Below are 17268 nucleotides of genomic sequence, written 5' to 3' on the forward strand. Positions count from 1 at the left end.
GGTCAGCGGGGCGAAATGCCGCTGCCTGGATAACAAAAAGCCGACCCTGGGGTCGGCTTTGTCGGCAAGTGGCCGTAATCAGAACTCGGCGGTACGCGGGGTACGCGGGAAGGGGATCACGTCGCGGACGTTGCCCATGCCGGTCACGTAGACCACCAGACGCTCGAAGCCCAGACCGAAACCGGCGTGGGGTACGGTACCGAAGCGACGCAGGTCACGGTACCACCAGTAATCTTCCTTGTTCAGCCCCATCTCGGCCATGCGCTGATCGAGCACGTCAAGGCGCTCCTCACGCTGGGCACCGCCGATGATCTCGCCGATCCCGGGTGCCAGTACGTCCATGGCGGCCACGGTCTTGCCGTCGTCGTTGAGGCGCATGTAGAAGGCCTTGATGTCTTTCGGGTAGTTTTTCACCACCACAGGCGACTTGAAGTGCTCTTCGGCCAGATAGCGCTCGTGCTCGGAGGAGAGATCGATGCCCCAGGAGACGGGGAACTCGAAAGTCTTGCCACAGTTCTTCAGTACTTCGATGGCATCGGTGTAGTCGATTTGGGCGAAGTCGGAGGAGACGAAGCGTTCCAGTCGGCCGATGGCATCCTTGTCGACGTGCTGAGCAAAGAACTCCAGATCGTCGCGGCGCTCACTCAGCACGGCGTTGAAGACGTATTTGAGCATGGCTTCGGCCAGGGCAGCGTTATCGTCCAGGTTGGCGAAGGCAATTTCCGGCTCAACCATCCAGAACTCGGCCAGATGGCGGCTGGTGTTGGAATTTTCGGCGCGGAAGGTGGGCCCGAAGGTGTAGACCTTGGAGAGGGCGCAGGCGTAGGTTTCGACGTTCAGCTGACCGGAAACGGTCAGGAAGGTCTCCTTGCCGAAGAAGTCCTTGTCGTAGTCGACCTTGCCGGCGTCGGTGCGCGGCAGGTTTTCCAGATCCAGGGTGGAGACGCGGAACATCTCGCCGGCACCTTCGGTGTCCGAGGCGGTGATGAGCGGCGCCGCAATCCACAGATAGCCCTCTTCGTGGAAGAAGCGGTGGATGGCTTGTGCCAGGCAGTTGCGTACCCGGGTCACGGCGCCGACTATGTTGGTGCGCGGACGCAGGTGAGCCTGTTCACGCAGGTACTCTATGCTGTGACGCTTGGCGGCCATGGGGTAGGTGTCCGGATCTTCGACCCAGCCCACGACGTTGACCTCGGTGGCTTGCAGTTCGAAAGCCTGGCCATTGCCCTGGGAGGCGGCAATCACACCGGTCACTTCCACGGAGCAAGCAGTGGTCAGACGCAGCACTTCATTCTCATAATTGGCCAGGGTATTGGGGACAACCGCCTGTACCGGATGGAAACAGGAGCCATCGGAGACGGCCAAAAATGAGATCCCCGCCTTGGAATCACGGCGAGTCCGGATCCACCCTTTGACTGTCTGGGTGGTGCCAACCGCATATTTACCGGTCAGCACATCTACTACGGATGCGTGCGTCATCGAAATATTGTCTCCAGCTTGTTCTTGCAGCGCTATTTGCAACACTAGGGGTCTGGCCCGGGCATTGATTGGCCCATCATGGCAGACTAAGCCGTCAATCTTACCCGCGCGGGTTTGATAAACAAGCAAAAATGTCGGACTCTGGAGGGGTTTTGTGCCCGGATCACCTCATGACCGGGCCGCTTGGGTGGGGGATGGGTGTGAAAGAGCGGCGACATGGACCTGACCGGTTGACCCGGGTGTTGCAGGGATTGGTGATCCTCTGCTGGGGCGGCTTCATCGCCTTGCTCTCCCTCTATCACTTCGCGCGGCCGCAGATCGCCTACGGTTTTCTGATCTATGGCGGGGTCAAGGTGCGCCAGAGCTGGGATCCCGTGCTGACCCCCTGGCTGGAGCGCGGGCTCTGGGGTTGCTCTGTGCTGACGCTGGTGGTCTTGCTGTTTGAACGGCAACGTTGCCGCCGCCAGGAGGATGTCGGCCGGGTGCATCTGGCTATCTTGTTGCTGATCCTCATCGCCAGTTTGCTGTTCTACTACGCGGGTTAATCCTGCGGTTTGTCCTGCTTCCCCTGAGCGGTGGGGCGCTTGCCCAGCTGGCGCTCCACGCTGTCGAGCATCTGGTTGTAGGCCAGTGCCACCCGACCTATCTCATCCCCGTCATCCCCCTCCAGCCGGTGGCCGAAGTCGTGCTGATCGGTGGCCTCTTCCATTGAGCGGGTCAGCTGGTTGAGGGGGCGGACTATCCAGGTGCGGATGACCCAGAGGGTCAGCAGCAGCCCCATCCCGAAGATGCTGGTGAGAATGAGTGCCGAGGTGAGAATGTTCTGCTCAACCCGGGTAAAGAGGGAGTCGAGGGAGTAGTCAAAGCGCACCGCACCGAGCACAGTGTTCTCCGGCACCAGATGACAGCTGGTGCAGTCGGTGCCGCGAAAATCTTTTTTTGCCAGCAGCGGTCGGGTCACGACCAGCCGGCTGTGCATGTCATCGTGCACCACCTCCAGGCTGCCCTTGCCCGCCAGCGCCAACTCATCGAACTCATCTTTGCTCTGTTCGGTTGCGCGCCCTGGCCCGAACTGTTTGCTCACCGCCTCGCCACGGACGATGCGGGCATCCTCCACATGGGCGTGCTCGAGGAATTTGTTTCGCAGTGTGTCGCGGGCGTCCATCTTGCCGGTCAGCATCAGCATGTTGAGGCCATCGAAGTAGGCTTCGCTCTGCTCGCGGCTCTGCTCCTTGATCAGGGTCAGGATGAGATCCCGCTCGCGCACGGCCTGATAGGCTGCGGAGAAGACCAGCACCATGGAGAAGATGAACAGCAGGAAGAAGTTGATTTTGGCAGCAATGGAAAGGCGCATGGGAACGGTACATCTGTTGGGTAAAACCCGCGCAGTCTACTCGCACCGGTCGTTCGGGTCTGGTGCCTTGCTCACATTCTAATGAAAAAGAGTCAATAGGCCCTGCATTCTCATGCAGGGCCTATTTATTCAGGCTCAGAATTCGCCGCTGGCGATGGCCTCATTGATGGCGCCGGTCAATACCCTCAGCTCCTCGGGGGTGATGACGAAGGGGGGCATCAGGTAGATGAGTTTGCCAAATGGCCGGATCCAGGCTCCCAGCTCGACGAACTTGCGCTGGATGCGGGCCACGTCCACCCGCTCTTTCATCTCCACCACGCCGATGGCGCCGAGTACCCGCACATCGGCCACGGCCGGGTTGAGGGTCAGCGCGACCAGTTCGGTCTTGAGCTGATGTTCGATGGCCTGCACCCGCTCGGCCCAGGGGGAGGCGAGCAGCAGATCGATGGAGGCGTTCGCCACGGCGCAGGCGAGCGGGTTGCCCATAAAGGTGGGACCATGCATAAAGACCCCCGCCGTGCCGTCACAGATAGTGCGGGCAACATGTTCGGTGGTCAGGGTCGCCGAGAGGGTGAGATAGCCGCCTGTGAGCGCCTTGCCCAGACACATGATGTCGGGGCTGATCCCCGCCCAGTCGCAGGCAAACAGCTGGCCGGTGCGACCAAAGCCGGTGGCGATCTCGTCGGCAATCAAGAGCACGTCGAACTCGTCGCACAGGGCGCGCACCCACTGCAGGTAGCGGGGATGGTAGAAGCGCATGCCGCCCGCCCCCTGCACTATGGGTTCGAGGATGATGGCCGCGATCTCTTCGTGATGATCGGCCATGAGCGTGGCCAGCGCCACCACGCTCTGCTCGTCCCACTCGGCGTGGAAGCGGCAGCTCGGTGCCGGCGCGAAATGGTGCTCCGGCAGGAAGCCTTTATAAAGCTCATGCATGCCGCCATCCGGATCACAGACGCTCATGGCGCCAAAGGTGTCGCCGTGATAGCCGCCGCGCAGGGTGAGGAACTTGGCTCTGGGGGTGCCTCTGGCGTGCCAGTACTGCTGGGCCATCTTGAGCGCCACTTCCACCGCCACCGAGCCGGAATCTGCCAGAAATACCCGATCCAGCTTAGCTGGCGTGATCTCCACCAGCTTGCGGCACAGCTCGACCGCCGGGGCATGGGTCAGACCGCCAAACATCACGTGAGACATCTTGCCGAGCTGGGTGGTGGCGGCCGCGTCCAGTTCAGGCACTTGATACCCGTGCACGCAGGCCCACCAGGAACTCATGCCATCCACCAGTTCGCGGCCGTCGCTGAGGGTGATGGTTACCCCTTTGGCGCTGGCCACTTCATAGCAGGGCAGGGGATGGGTCAGGGAGGTATAGGGGTGCCAGATGTGGTGCAGGTCGAATTCTTGGTTGGTCATTATGTGTTCTGTTGTCAATTGGTTTGATCTGGTCGGTGTTGACAGTCTACGCGCGCTCTCTACACTAGCCAACAATTTCAGCCACTTGGCTTTGCCCATTCAGAGGGGCAGGCACAGCGGCGGGTTTTGTGTTCGCTCATCCGGGATGGCCGGCGCAGGATCCCACTTATCATAACCGGAAGCCATGTATGAATGCTCTCACCCCGGGCGACCACGCCCTTCGCCACGACTGGACCCTGTCCGAGGTTCAGGCCCTGTTTGCCCTGCCCTTCAACGATCTGCTGTTCCAGGCCCAGACCGTACATCGCGCCCATTTCGACCCGAACGAGGTGCAGGTGAGCACCTTGCTCTCCATCAAGACCGGCGCCTGCCCGGAGGATTGCAAATATTGTCCCCAGAGCGCCCGTTATCATACCGGGCTCGAGACCGAGCGGCTGATGGAGGTGGAGAAGGTGCTGGATCGGGCCCGCGAGGCCAGGGCCAACGGCTCGTCCCGTTTCTGCATGGGAGCCGCCTGGCGCAACCCCAAAGAGAGGGACATGCCCTATATCCTACGGATGATTGAGGAGGTGCGCGGGCTGGGGATGGAGACCTGCATGACCCTGGGGATGCTGACCGCCGATCAGGCGGCGCGTCTTGGCGCTGCGGGGCTCGATTACTACAACCACAACCTCGACACCTCGCCGGAGTTCTACGGCGAGATCATCTCCACCCGCACCTATCAGGACAGGCTCGATACCCTGGAGCATGTGCGCGGCGCCGGCATGAAGGTCTGCTCCGGCGGCATCGTCGGCATGGGCGAGCAGGCCAAGGATCGGGCGGGTCTGCTGATGGCGCTGGCTAACCTGCCACGCCACCCGGAGAGCGTGCCCATCAACATGCTGGTCAAGGTGAAGGGGACGCCGCTGGAGAACGAAGAGAACCTCGACCCGTTCGAGTTTATCCGCACCATAGCCGTGGCGCGGATCATGATGCCCGCCTCCCACGTGCGCCTCTCCGCCGGGCGAGAAAAGATGAACGAGCAGATGCAGGCCATGTGCTTTATGGCGGGGGCCAACTCCATCTTCTACGGCTGCAAACTGCTGACCACCCCCAACCCCGATGAAAACAGCGACATGCAGCTGTTCAAGCGACTCGGCATTCGCCCCGCTCAGCGGGCCCAGAAGCCGGATCAGGTACAAGAAGAAGAGCTGCTGGCCGAGGTGGGCCGCCAGAACGCGCCGGATGAGATGTTTTACGATGCTACCCGTCCACGTGCAGGCGTCGTGCGTCCATGAAGAGCCCTGTGGTAACGGGCCCCTTTGCGTTGGGCGCGGCGCTGGCCGGGCGCGAGCAGGCCGCTTTGCTGCGCCACCGCATCGCGACGCAAGGTAGCGTGGCAGGGCGGTTGCAGGTCGCCGATCGCGACTACCTCAATTTTTCCGCCAATGACTATTTGGGGCTGGCGGATCACAGCGCCATCAAGGCCGCCTTCAAAGCGGGGATTGACTGCTATGGTACGGGCTCCGGTGCCTCGCCGCTGGTCACCGGCTACAGTCGGGCTCACCAGCAGCTGGAAGAGACGCTGGCCGAGTGGCTCGGGGTGGAGGCGGTGCTGCTGTTCAACTGCGGTTTTTCCGCCAATCAGGCGGTGCTCAAAGCCCTGCTGGGCAAGGCGCATCGGCTGTGGCAGGACAAACTCAATCATGCCTCCCTACAAGAGATGGGCAGCCAGCTGCCCTGCAAGATGACGCGCTTCGGCCATAACGATATGGCCGCGCTGGCAAGTCAGCTTGAGCCCGGTCGGGGGCTGATCGTCTCGGAAGGGGTGTTCAGCATGGATGGGGATCAGGCTCCCTGGGCTGAACTCGCCCGTCTCGCCGGCCAGAGCGGCAACTGGCTGATGATCGACGATGCCCACGGCCTCGGCGTGCTGGGGCCACAAGGGCGCGGCACCCTGGCGGCGCAGAGGGTTCCACCTGCCAGCGTACACATCCAGATGGGCACCTTTGGCAAGGCGCTCGGGGTGGCCGGTGCCTTTGTGGGCGGCAGCCGCGAGTTGGTGGACTATCTGGTCAACTTCGCCCGCCACTACGTCTACAGCACCCATATGCCGGCCGCGCAGGCTTGCGCCGTCAGCAAGAGCATCGAACTGGTGCGCGCAGCCGACGAGTCCCGTGCCCATCTTGCCCAGCTGATCGCCCGCTTTCGGCAGGGCGCCGCTGCCCTTGGCTGGCAGCTTGGCGCGAGCAACACCCCGATCCAGCCGCTGCTGGTGGGAGAGAGTACCGTTGCCCTGCAGCTGGCCGAACGACTGCGCGCATTAGGGCTCTGGGTCACCGCGATTCGGCCACCGACAGTGCCGGTGGGCACGGCGCGGCTGCGCATCACTTTGAGCGCGGCCCACCGCGAACAGGATATAGACCGCCTGCTTGAGGCCCTTGGCCCTTGCACCCTGTCGGCCACCAGTAATGAGGATGCCGCAGACCCGAGAGGTGCTCGCCATGCATGAGCGTTTCCAGTCGGTCGACAAGGCTCAGCTGGCCCGTCGCTTCGGTGCGGCCGCCCGTCACTACGACGCCCACGCCTGCTTTCAGCAGGAGGTGGGGCTGGCGCTGCTCAAGCGGATGACAAACGCCTTGCCTGCGTCGGAGCCGGATCATGGGGGGCAAGGGGATACTTTGGCAGATGCCTTGCCAGGATCAGGACTGGATCTGGGGTGTGGCACCGGGTTCTTCCTGCCGCAGCTCGCCCGCCGTTGTCACCGGCTACATGGACTGGATCTCGCTCCCGGCATGTTACAGCAGGCGGCCCTGCGCGGCAGTGGTGCTCATCTCCTGTGCGGCGATGCGGAGCAGTTGCCCTTTGCCGATAAGAGTCTGGATTGGGTCTTCTCCAGTTTGGCCTTACAGTGGTGCGAGCGTCCGGCGCAGGCCTTTGCCGAGCTGCATCGGGTGCTCAAACCCGGTGGTCAGCTGTGGTTCTCGACCCTGCTCTCTGATTCGCTTTGGCAATTGCGTGAGGCCTGGCGCACGGTTGACGACAGTGCCCATGTCAATCGCTTCCTCAGCCTGCCACAATTGCACGATGCCATCGCCGCAGGGGGCTTCATCGCCCCTCGCCTAGAGAGCCTGACCTGGTCGCTCGCCTATCCCGAGCTGACCGGTCTGCTGCGCGATCTCAAAGGGATAGGGGCCAGCCAGATCAATGACGAGCGCCAGCCTGGTCTCAGCAGCCGGCAGCGTTTGCAGCGCCTTAGCCTGGCTTATGAAGCCTACCGCCAGCCGGACGGCAGGCTGACCGCCAGCTATCAGGTCTGTCTGGGGCAAGTGGGTCGCCGATAAGCCGGTCCGGGTTTGAGCGGGCTGTGGTTCTGCTACGCTGCCTGAAAGAGTTGATACGCAGGTGAGCTTGCTCCCACCAGGGGGAGCCACCTGATTTGTGTTGAGGAGTTATCATGGTTAAATCCTTCTTTATCACGGGCACGGACACCGATGTGGGCAAGACGGTAGTCGCCCGTACCCTGTTGCTGGAATTTGCCGCCCACGGCATCCAGTGCGCCGGTTACAAGCCGGTCTCCGCCGGTTGTGCCCGTACCCCGGATGGACTGCGCAACCTGGACGCAGTGCTGTTGCAGGAGGCCGCGAGCCTGCCTTTGCCCTACGATCTGGTCAATCCGTTCGCCTTTGAACCGCCCATCGCGCCCCATATCGCCGCCAGCGAGGCCTGTGAGGCCATCACGCTGAAAGGCTTGTCCGATGGTTTGCGCCAGATAGAGCAGGCCGGTGCCGAGCTCATCGTCGTGGAGGGGGCCGGGGGGTGGTTTTTACCGCTGGATCGCAGGTACCTGCTGTCGGACTGGGTCAAGCAGGAGAACATGCCGGTGATCATGGTGGTGGGGGCCAAGCTGGGTTGCCTCAACCATGCGCTGCTCACCTTCGCCGCCATTCGCAACGACCACCTGCCGGTGGCGGGCTGGGTCATCAATCGGTTGCACGGCTCCATGAGCCACTACCAGGAGAATCTGGACACGCTCAGGGGCTTGCTGCCTGCCCCATTTTTGGGTGAGATACCCTTTGTGAACAATCCACTCGATGCCGATCTGAGCGGGCGTCTCGACATTTCGCCCCTGCTCTGATGACGACATTCAGCGAACATTCATCGAATCTATATATTATGTTGGGCAGGTGTGGTCCCGGCAGGCAATGAAGCTGTGCGGGGCCACGCATCCATATCTCACAAGGAGTCAATAATGAAGCGAATTACGCTGTTCCTGGTGACCAACCTGGCCGTCATGCTGGTGCTGGGGGTGGTACTCAATATCCTGTTCTCGGTTCTGGGGATCAACAAGTCCAGCATTTCCGGTTTGTTGATGTTTTGTGCCGTGTTCGGTTTTGGGGGTTCCTTTATCTCCTTGCTCATGTCCAAGTGGATGGCCAAGCGTAGCTATCGCGTCCAGGTCATCGAGCAACCCCGCAACGAGACCGAGCACTGGCTGGTCAGTACCGTGGCCCGTCAGGCCCGTGAAGCGGGCATCAAGATGCCGGAAGTGGGGATCTATGACTCCCCCGAGATGAATGCGTTCGCCACCGGTGCCCGCCGCGACGACTCGCTGGTCGCTGTCTCCTCCGGCCTGCTCTACAGCATGAGCCGGGACGAGGCGGAAGCTGTGCTGGCTCACGAGGTGAGCCACGTGGCCAACGGCGATATGGTGACCCTGACCCTGATCCAGGGTGTGGTGAACACCTTCGTGATGTTCTTCGCCCGTATTGTGGCCGGTCTCATCAGCAACTTCTTCAGCTCCAACAACAGCGAAGAGAGCAGCAACTCGGGTGGCTTTGCCTACATGATCACAGTGTTCGTGCTGGAGATGCTGTTCGGCGTGCTGGCCTCCATCATCGTCATGTGGTTCAGCCGTCAGCGTGAGTTCCGCGCCGATGCCGGAGCTGCCAAGCTGGCTGGCCGCGACAAGATGATTGCCGCGTTGCAGCGCCTCTCTCGCGGGGCCGAGCCGCAGATGGAAGGTGCCATGATGGCCTTTGGCATCAATGGCAAGCGCTCCGTGAGCGAACTGTTCATGAGCCACCCGCCCATCGAGCAGCGCATCGCCGCCCTGCGCGGTTGATAGATGCTGGATATTTGGGGATAAACCCCGAATAAAAAAACGGCTGCCTTGGGGCAGCCGTTTTGCTTTGCAGCGTTTTTTAAAGCTTAAAGTGCCCCATCTCCTGACGCAGCACCCGTGACAGCTGCTTGAGCTTGGCCGCCTCTTGCGACACATGGCGGGCGGCATCCCCCGATTGCTCGGAGAGGGAGGTGATGCTGCCGACGGTAGAGACCACCTCGTTGGCGGCGGTGGACTGCTCGCGCAGGGTGTGGCTGATCTCCCCCATCAGGCCGGTCAGGTTGGCGGCGTGGCTCTTGATACTGGCGATGGCCTCGCTCGTCTGGTTGGCCAGGCTCACTCCGCGGGAGACGTTGTTGACCGTGTTCTCCATGCTGCGGATAGAGGCATCCGCCCCGCTCTGGATCTTGCTGATCATGCCGGTGATCTGCTGGGTTGACGCCGCCGAGCGGCTGGCGAGATTGCGTACCTCGTCGGCTACCACGGCGAAGCCCCGTCCCTGCTCGCCAGCCCGGGCCGCTTCGATGGCGGCGTTGAGGGCCAGCAGATTGGTCTGATCGGCGATGCTGCGGATCACCTCTATGATGTCCGAGATCTGCTGAGTGTGGCTGTTGAGTTCGGAGAGGCTGCTGGCCGCGTTGGATACGGTGTCCGAGATGCTCAGTATGCTGTCCAGGGTCTGCTTGATGACGCCGGATCCGTCTTCCAGGGTGTTGGCGGAGACTTTGCTCAGCTCGTCGGCATGGGTGGCGTTGTCGGAGAGATGACTGATGCTCACCACCAGCTCCTCGATGGCCGCCGCCATCGTCTGGGTACTGCTTTGCTGGGAGGTGGCAAACTGGGCTGTCTGCTCCGCTATCTGCGCTATGCTGTCGGCCGATCCTGACAGCTCCTCGGTGGAGTGGGAGACCTGGGTGATGATCCCCTTGAGGGTGGACTGCATGCTGGCCAGTAAGCCGATAAGGCTCTCTTTTGCGCCGCTTGGCACATGGATCTGGCGCGAGAAATCTCCCTGTGCCAGGCTGCCGAGCTCGCTCCTGAGTTGGCTGACCGAGGTGCCGATCAGGTCGAGCAGGGCCTTGTAGGTGCGCCACAGGAAGAACATCAACACCAGACCCAGTAGGATGAAGAGGTAACGCAGCATGGAGGACTGGTTGGTGGTATCGTCCACAGCCTGCTGGGTACGGTTCTCCATCATGACGTAGAAGTCGTCTATGGGGGACATGATGCGCCCCTTGTTCTGGTGATAGGTTTTGTCATGCATCATAGCGATGGCCTTTTGCTGGTTGGCGACCGGGTCGCCATCCGTCTGCTGTACCAGCTTGAAGGCTGCCACTTCGGTGTTGACCAGAGCATCCGAGTTGTTTTTGGCCTCGTTGAGCTTGGCCAGCTCCTCGTCGGTGAAACCGGCGTCCTTCATCAGGTCGATCAGGCCGCGACGAATGCGGCTCTCGGGGCGAGGACTCTGGCCGCTGGCAGCGACAAAATCCCAGTAGATGCGGTGATAGCTCTCTGGCCGGTTTTGCTCCCCGTTGCGAATGGCCAAGATCCGCATGTATTGCTGTTCGTAGGCGGGATCCTTGGTGATCACATAGGTGCGACCGAGCCGGGTCAGATCGTCGGAGGATTGTCGCAGCTCATCGGCCAGTAGATAGGATTGGTAACGTTGCTGATAACTCTGTTCGAGTTGCGCCCCTGACCAGCTGTAGGCAAAAAACACCAGTGACAGCAGGATCAGGGTGATTACCGATAGCAGCAAATTGAGCTGAAAGGCAGGCTTGTTTTGTTCCATGGTGCGAGCGTCCTTATTCTCATCAGGGAGCGTCTTGTTGAGCATCTCAAGTAAACAGATTCCATGGTCAGTATAGGTAATGCCTTCAAAAAACAGCTATCTTAGCCATATTTTCCGTAAATAGGATAAAGGCCTGTATGGGAGGGACTCTTGGGAATATCATGGAGAACTAAAAAGGCATATTTTGAGTCTGGCGGGTGATAACGTTCGTGCTCTAATTGGCCAAGGATTAGGTACTAGTACGCTGACAACTGATTTTCTCGATATATCGACCTGAAATAGCACTTCTCCCTAACTGCGTTATGCTGTAGTAGTCAGCCTAAGGCTTGAATAGACCCTTGTAGATGACAGCATGTGTGGGGTAACCAGATTGCGCTATGGTGGTTTTATGGTTTGGACAATAAAGAAACTCTTGTTATTGATAGCAAGTATTTCACTTGCCATCTCCATTTTGCTTTTTTATTCGATTTTTACGCTGAAAGGTAAAGTTGAAAAACAGAGGGATGTTGAACAACAACGTTATCAAAGCGTATTATTGGCCAATGAATTACGTCAGAGCTCGGATGATCTGACTAGATTGGTCAGGACCTATGCACAAACAGCCGATCCTAAGTATGAAAAACAGTATTTTGACGTTCTTGATATCAGAAATGGTCTACAGCCAAGGCCATTGGATTATAACCGTATATATTGGGATTACATGGCTGTTTCTGACATACCGCCAAGAGGGAATGGTACCGCTATTTCCTTGAAAGCTATGATGCAACAGGCGGGTTTTACCCAAGATGAATTGCAAGAGTTAACCCGGGCGCAAGAAAGTTCAGACAGACTGGTGAATACGGAAACAATCGCTTTTAATGCAGTGAAAGGCCGTTTTGTGGATGCTATGGGACAGTTTACAATTATCAAGGAACCTGATCTTGATTTCGCCAGACGAATACTTTTTGATACCCAGTATCATACTGACAAAATAAATATAATGAAGGGGGTAGATAATTTTTATAAAATGATGGATGCCCGTACTAATCAGCTGATTGCAAGCAGTGATGCTGAATCTTCATATTGGTTGAAACTTGTTATCACTTTAATATTCTTGCTCATGTGTGCGTTGACATCATCATTGTTTTTCATACATCGAAAACTGCATGTTATGTTAGGGGCTGAGCCTGCTACTAGCATCAAAGCAATTAATGAAGTCGCTCAGGGGGATTTTTCTTGTGAGATTAAAACAGATAAATCTGATAGAGGCAGTTTACTATATAATGTGCGAATGATGTCAATCCAGTTGTCGAAGACATTGACTAATGTGAAAAATATATCTGGCACTATTAGCAATGCATCGCAACAATTATTATCAACTGCAGAGATGCTGTCATCTTCAGCAAGTGAGCAGTCGCTCGTCATAGATAAAACAGGTTCATCAATTGACATTGTGATGAATGCGATAAAATGCAACTCAGACAACGCCACCGTCACAGAAAGAATCGCAGTGCAGACCTCATTAAATGCACAGGAGTGCGGCTTGTATATGGATAAATTGTTGTCTGCTATTCAGGACATTTTTCAGAGAGTGTCCATCATCAATGAGATTTCACGTAAAACGGATTTATTAGCTATTAATGCTGCGATTGAGGCTGCCAGGGCCGGTGAGAGTGGCCGAGGTTTTGCTACTGTGGCCACCGAAATCAGGCGTCTTGCTGAAAAATCATCAAAAGCGGCCCAAGAAATCGGGATTGTGTGTACAAACGCAAAAGCGACCTCCATCGAGACGGGTGAGAAACTAAAGCAGATGCTACCGAGGATCATGGAAACGACGGCATTGGTGCAAGATATATCCAGAGCATTGAATGAGCAGCAGGGTGCAATGGGTAACATTAGCCAGGCCGCGTTACAAAATACTAATGCAATGCAATCAACGGCAGCGACAGCGGAAGAGCTGAGTTCTACGGCAGAAGAACTCAGCGTGACGGCTCAGATGCTGTTAAATTTGCTGCACCAATTCAAATTGCCATGACCGGAGCCGGGATCCTCTCATCATGTTATTGCTGCCCGATCACCAGATCGGTCAGCGGCACCGCGCAGCAGGTGAGGATCTTGCCCTCGGCCCGCTCGGCAGCGGTGATGGCGGGGGCATCCGGGTGGTCAACGTCACCGGAAACCAGCGTCTGCTTGCAACTGCCACAGATGCCGGCGCGGCAGCTCCAGGGCAGCTCCACTCCCTGCTTGTTGGCCTGATCCAGCACGGTACCCTGATTGTTGCCGGTGAAGGCCTGGGTGCCGATGCGCAGTTGCACCGCCTGATGAGGGCGGGCCACCGAGAGAATGGCGCCGCCAAAGCTCTCCTGGCGGATCCGTGCGGCCGGTACGCCGAGGGCCGCGATTCTGGCTGCGGCATCGGCCATAAAGCCGTGGGGACCGCAGATAAAGACCTCTCTCCCGACCAGCCCTTTGACCCGTCGCAGATGCTCATCATTGAGTCGCCCTTGCAGCCCCTGCCAGTGGCTATCTGGCTGGCTCAGGATCAGGGTGAGCGTCATGCCCTGCTGCGCCATGGCGTGCAGTTCGCTGGCGGCGGGAATGTCCGCTTCGCTGCGGCACAGATGCATAAAGTGGACATGTTCCAGCTCCCCGCGCAGGGCCAGGGTACGGGCAATCGCCAGCATGGGGGTGACGCCGGAGCCTGCCGAGAGCAACAGGAGATTGCGCTCGCCGCCCAAGTGAAACTCGCCTGCGGGATTAGCGGCCAGCAGCGGGTCACCCACCTGCATCTGCTGGTGTAGCCAGTGGGAGATGCGACCCCCCTCTACCTTCTTGACGCTGATGCTGTAACGCTCCGGTTGATCCGGTGTGGAGCTCAGGGTATAGCGCCGTTGAATTCGCTCGTTTTTGATATCGAGGCTGATGGGCAGATGCTGGCCCGGCAGGTAGTCGGGCAGGGGCTCGCCATCGGCCGCCTCGAACCAGAAGGTCTCGAGATCTCGCGCCAGCGCTTCGCGGGCCACGCAGACCAGCTCCCGCTTCTTCGGCGCGGCGGCGGGGTAGACCACCGGACGGGTGCGCTCCAGCACCTCGATCTCACTGCCCGCTTCGATCCACCCCTCGTTCAGCGCCACCAGATTCTGGCCGAAATAGACCTCGCCATCCTCGCCACGGCGGTAGCGGGTGAGGGTGGCCAGCGGCTCTTTCAGGGCATTGAAGCGATCGGTGCCCGCTTCCACCGTGGTCATGATGCAGCGGCTGCAGGGTTTGTCGACCCGAAACTCCACCTCACCGATGCGGATGCGCACCCAGCTGTCTTCCTCGAAGGGCCGGGTGCCGCTTGCCACCAGATTGGTACGAAACTGGCTCATCTGGTGCAGGGCATCGGAGCGCAGGTTGAGATCCTCAAGGGAGGCTTGGCTGATCAGCAGCAGCGGATAACCGTCGGCAAAGCTGACCCGGGTGCCGGTTTTTTCGCGAAAACGGTCAGAGGTTTCACCTAGCCACAGCAGCTGCACCGTTTCCCCTGCCACCTTGCTCAACCACGCATCGGCTTGAGGGTCGGTATGCAGGGCGGTGAAGCGATCGCCCCAGACCCCGGTGGCTTGCGGGGTGCGACTGAAGTCGGCCTCTTGCAGGGTCAGTGGTTTAAAGCCCGAATAGCGCAGTTGCAAGCCGCCTTCGATGGGGGTGGCGATCACCTGCTGCAACTGGGGATGGGTGCGGGCGGTGATAAAGGTGCCGTCCGGTTTGACCACCATGTAGCGGCGATCCCCTGCCAGTCCCTCTTCGGTCACCTGCGCACGGGTCAGTGGCATGCCTGCCGTCGATTTGATGGGGTAGAGATGAATGCTGTCGAGTGTTGGCATGTTCGAGTCCTTGTGCAGTGGCCTGTGCAGATGAAGAGGGTGCAAGATAACGGTTCCCGCCCCGTGCAGCAATCCCTGCATGGTCGCCGCACGGCGCAGTTCTCACATGGCAATCCGGCGCCGACGGCATACTGTCTGCCCTCGGTCGGCGAACCGGTCAACGCCATCCTGTATTCAATTGGGCAAGATGTTACAGGGGTCACGTTTCGGGCTCCAGACCCCATAAAGTGCAACATTTTTTGATCCTGATTCGCTAGTCAGTACAAAAAAGCCGCCATTATCGACTCAGTTCCCAGTTTCTAACGCTTTCGCTTCTTCCCTCATCCGGCCACCGTCCGCTTTGGCTACACGGTATCAAGTGCCATCGGATAGGGCCTGTCACACAAAAAGAAGAAAGCAATGTATGAGCAAACAACTGGATATGACCCCACAGCCGGATCTCTCCCAGAAAACGGGAACAGGCCCGGTGCGTACCCGACTACCCGTCTGGCGGCCGGCCCTGCCACCTTGCAACCACGCCTGCCCGGCCGGCGAGAACATCCAGGCCTGGCTTGCCCTGGCCGAAGCGGGCCGCTTTGAAGCGGCCTGGCAGACCCTGATCGAAGAAAATCCCCTGCCTGCCGTCCATGGCCGGGTCTGCTATCACCCCTGCGAGAGCGCCTGCAATCGCGCCCAGGTGGATGATGCCGTCTCCATTCACGCCATCGAACGCTTCCTCGGCGACGAGGCGCTGGCCCGTGGCTGGCTGCCCGCGCCGCCTGCCCCTGCCAGCGGCAAGAAGGTGCTGGTGATCGGCGCCGGTCCCTCCGGCCTCTCTTGCGCCTGGCACCTCAACCGGCTCGGTCATCAGGTGGAGATCCGTGAAGCGGGCCCACTCGCCGGTGGCATGCTGCGCTTTGGCATCCCCGCTTACCGTTTGCCCCGCGATGTACTGGATCGGGAGGTGGCCCGCATCCTGGCGGCTGGCGTCACCCTCACCCTCAATCACAAGGTGGAAGATGTGCTGCGCGAGCGCGACGAGGGGGGCTTTGATGCCGTTTTTATGGCCATCGGCGCCCATCTGGCCAAGCGGGTCGATATTCCGGCCCGGGAGGCGGGCAAGATCCTCGATGCGGTGAGCTTCCTCGAACAGGCCAGTCTGGCCGAAGAGCAGGGCTTGCCGCCCCCCAAACTGGGACGGCGGGTGGCCATCTACGGCGGCGGCAATACCGCCATGGATGCGGCCCGCACCGCCCGTCGTCTTGGCGTTGAAGAGGCGATGATCATCTATCGGCGCGACCGGGACCATATGCCTGCCCACGCCTTCGAGGCCCTTGAAGCCGAGGAGGAGGGGATCAAGATCAACTGGCTGCGCACCATTCGCCAGCTCGACAACACCAGCATCGAAGTGGAGGTGATGGCGCTGGATGAGCATGGCAAGCCGGTGCCCACCGGCCAGTTTGAAACCCTGGAAGCGGACTCCCTGATTCTGGCGTTGGGTCAGGAGGTTGACTTGAGCGTGCTGGAGAGCATTCCCGGCGTGCGGGTCAACAAGGAGGGAGTGGTGCAGGTGGCCGACAATCTCATGACCGATGTCCCCGGGCTGTTTGCAGGCGGCGACATGGTGCCCTCCGAGCGCACCGTCACCATCGCCGCCGGCCACGGCAAGAAGGCGGCGCGCCACATGGATGCCTGGCTGCGCGGTCGCCACTATCAGAAGATGGTCTCCTACCCGCTGGTGGGGCCACAGCAGTTACAGCTCTGGTTCCAGACCCATGCCCCTGCCAGCAGCCAGCCGGTCAAACCGGCGTGGGCGCGGGACGACTTTGGCGAGATCATCGGCGGACTGGACGAGACGGCCGCCCGCTACGAGGCGGCGCGCTGCTACTCCTGCGGTAACTGCTTCGAGTGCGATGGCTGCTACGGCAGCTGCCCCGAGCAGGCCATCGAAAAGCGGGGGCCTGGCCACGGCTATCGGGTGGATGTGGATCGCTGCACCGGTTGCGGCGCCTGCCACGATCAATGCCCCTGCCACGCCATCGAGCTGCGCCAACCAGAGGAGTCCCAATGAAACATGAACTGATCATGGTCGACGGTAACGAAGCCGCGGCCCGGGTGGCGTACCAGCTGAGTGAAGTGTGTGCCATCTATCCCATTACCCCGAGCTCGACCATGGCCGAGCTGGCCGACGCTTGGGCGGACGAGGGGCAGACCAACCTGTGGGGCAACATCCCCACCGTAGTGGAGATGCAGAGCGAAGGGGGGGCGGCCGGTACGGTACACGGCGCCCTGCAGGCGGGGG

The 17268-nt window shown here is 59.8% G+C and carries 14 protein-coding genes; 9 read left to right on the forward strand and 5 right to left on the reverse strand.

The features are described from left to right. Window positions 1-78 precede the first annotated feature (78 nt). A complete protein-coding gene (asnS, locus tag BN1129_RS12085; RefSeq protein WP_042036830.1) occupies window positions 79-1479 on the reverse strand; it encodes an asparagine--tRNA ligase in 1401 nt (466 codons plus the stop codon). 194 nt (window positions 1480-1673) lie between these two features. Between asnS and BN1129_RS12090 the strand changes: the two genes are divergently transcribed. Then, window positions 1674-2024, forward strand: a complete 351-nt coding sequence (locus BN1129_RS12090; RefSeq protein WP_042036931.1) for a hypothetical protein — start codon at window positions 1674-1676, stop codon at window positions 2022-2024. Here the strand turns inward: BN1129_RS12090 and BN1129_RS12095 are convergent. Together BN1129_RS12095 and bioA are read right to left on the reverse strand one after the other, a co-directional pair. Next, on the reverse strand, window positions 2021-2833 hold the full coding sequence (locus tag BN1129_RS12095) for a HAMP domain-containing protein (RefSeq protein WP_042036831.1): 813 nt from the start codon (window positions 2831-2833) through the stop codon (window positions 2021-2023). The genes BN1129_RS12090 and BN1129_RS12095 overlap by 4 nt on opposite strands. Before the next feature lie 135 nt (window positions 2834-2968). Beyond that, window positions 2969-4243: an adenosylmethionine--8-amino-7-oxononanoate transaminase gene (gene bioA, locus BN1129_RS12100; protein WP_042036832.1), complete on the reverse strand. Its 1275-nt coding sequence runs from the start codon at window positions 4241-4243 to the stop codon at window positions 2969-2971. 188 nt (window positions 4244-4431) lie between these two features. Between bioA and bioB the strand changes: the two genes are divergently transcribed. From bioB to htpX, 5 genes are all read left to right on the forward strand, one after another. Further along, a complete protein-coding gene (bioB, locus tag BN1129_RS12105; RefSeq protein ID WP_042036834.1) occupies window positions 4432-5520 on the forward strand; it encodes a biotin synthase BioB in 1089 nt (362 codons plus the stop codon). Next, window positions 5517-6734, forward strand: a complete 1218-nt coding sequence (bioF, locus tag BN1129_RS12110; RefSeq protein WP_042036836.1) for an 8-amino-7-oxononanoate synthase — start codon at window positions 5517-5519, stop codon at window positions 6732-6734. The genes bioB and bioF overlap by 4 nt, the downstream gene beginning before the upstream one ends. Beyond that, window positions 6727-7566 (forward strand): malonyl-ACP O-methyltransferase BioC, encoded by an 840-nt coding sequence (gene bioC, locus BN1129_RS12115; RefSeq protein ID WP_042036932.1) that lies wholly within the window; start codon window positions 6727-6729, stop codon window positions 7564-7566. Before bioF ends, bioC begins: the two co-directional genes overlap by 8 nt. 113 nt (window positions 7567-7679) lie before the next feature. After that, a complete protein-coding gene (gene bioD / locus BN1129_RS12120) occupies window positions 7680-8360 on the forward strand; it encodes a dethiobiotin synthase (RefSeq protein ID WP_042036838.1) in 681 nt (226 codons plus the stop codon). Between the two features lie 114 nt (window positions 8361-8474). Further along, entirely contained in the window at window positions 8475-9347 is an 873-nt protein-coding gene (gene htpX, locus BN1129_RS12125) for a protease HtpX (RefSeq protein ID WP_042036839.1), read from the forward strand. Between the two features lie 79 nt (window positions 9348-9426). Here the strand turns inward: htpX and BN1129_RS12130 are convergent, their stop codons facing one another. Further along, entirely contained in the window at window positions 9427-11139 is a 1713-nt protein-coding gene (locus BN1129_RS12130; RefSeq protein ID WP_042036933.1) for a methyl-accepting chemotaxis protein, read from the reverse strand. A 388-nt stretch (window positions 11140-11527) separates the two neighbouring features. Here BN1129_RS12130 and BN1129_RS12135 point away from each other — a divergent pair, with 388 nt between their 5' ends. Continuing rightward, window positions 11528-13153 (forward strand): methyl-accepting chemotaxis protein, encoded by a 1626-nt coding sequence (locus BN1129_RS12135; protein ID WP_052449346.1) that lies wholly within the window; start codon window positions 11528-11530, stop codon window positions 13151-13153. Between the two features lie 25 nt (window positions 13154-13178). Here the strand turns inward: BN1129_RS12135 and BN1129_RS12140 are convergent, their stop codons facing one another. Next, on the reverse strand, window positions 13179-14987 hold the full coding sequence (locus tag BN1129_RS12140) for an MOSC N-terminal beta barrel domain-containing protein (protein WP_042036840.1): 1809 nt from the start codon (window positions 14985-14987) through the stop codon (window positions 13179-13181). Between the two features lie 403 nt (window positions 14988-15390). Between BN1129_RS12140 and BN1129_RS12145 the strand changes: the two genes are divergently transcribed. After that, entirely contained in the window at window positions 15391-17037 is a 1647-nt protein-coding gene (locus BN1129_RS12145) for an NAD(P)-binding protein (RefSeq protein ID WP_042036843.1), read from the forward strand. After that, on the forward strand, window positions 17034-17268 hold a 235-nt coding region (locus tag BN1129_RS12150; RefSeq protein ID WP_042036845.1), incomplete at its 3' end, for a hypothetical protein. The genes BN1129_RS12145 and BN1129_RS12150, both read left to right, overlap by 4 nt.

Origin of the sequence: Aeromonas popoffii (genome assembly GCF_000820025.1) — a bacterium.
Lineage (GTDB): Bacteria > Pseudomonadota > Gammaproteobacteria > Enterobacterales > Aeromonadaceae > Aeromonas > Aeromonas popoffii.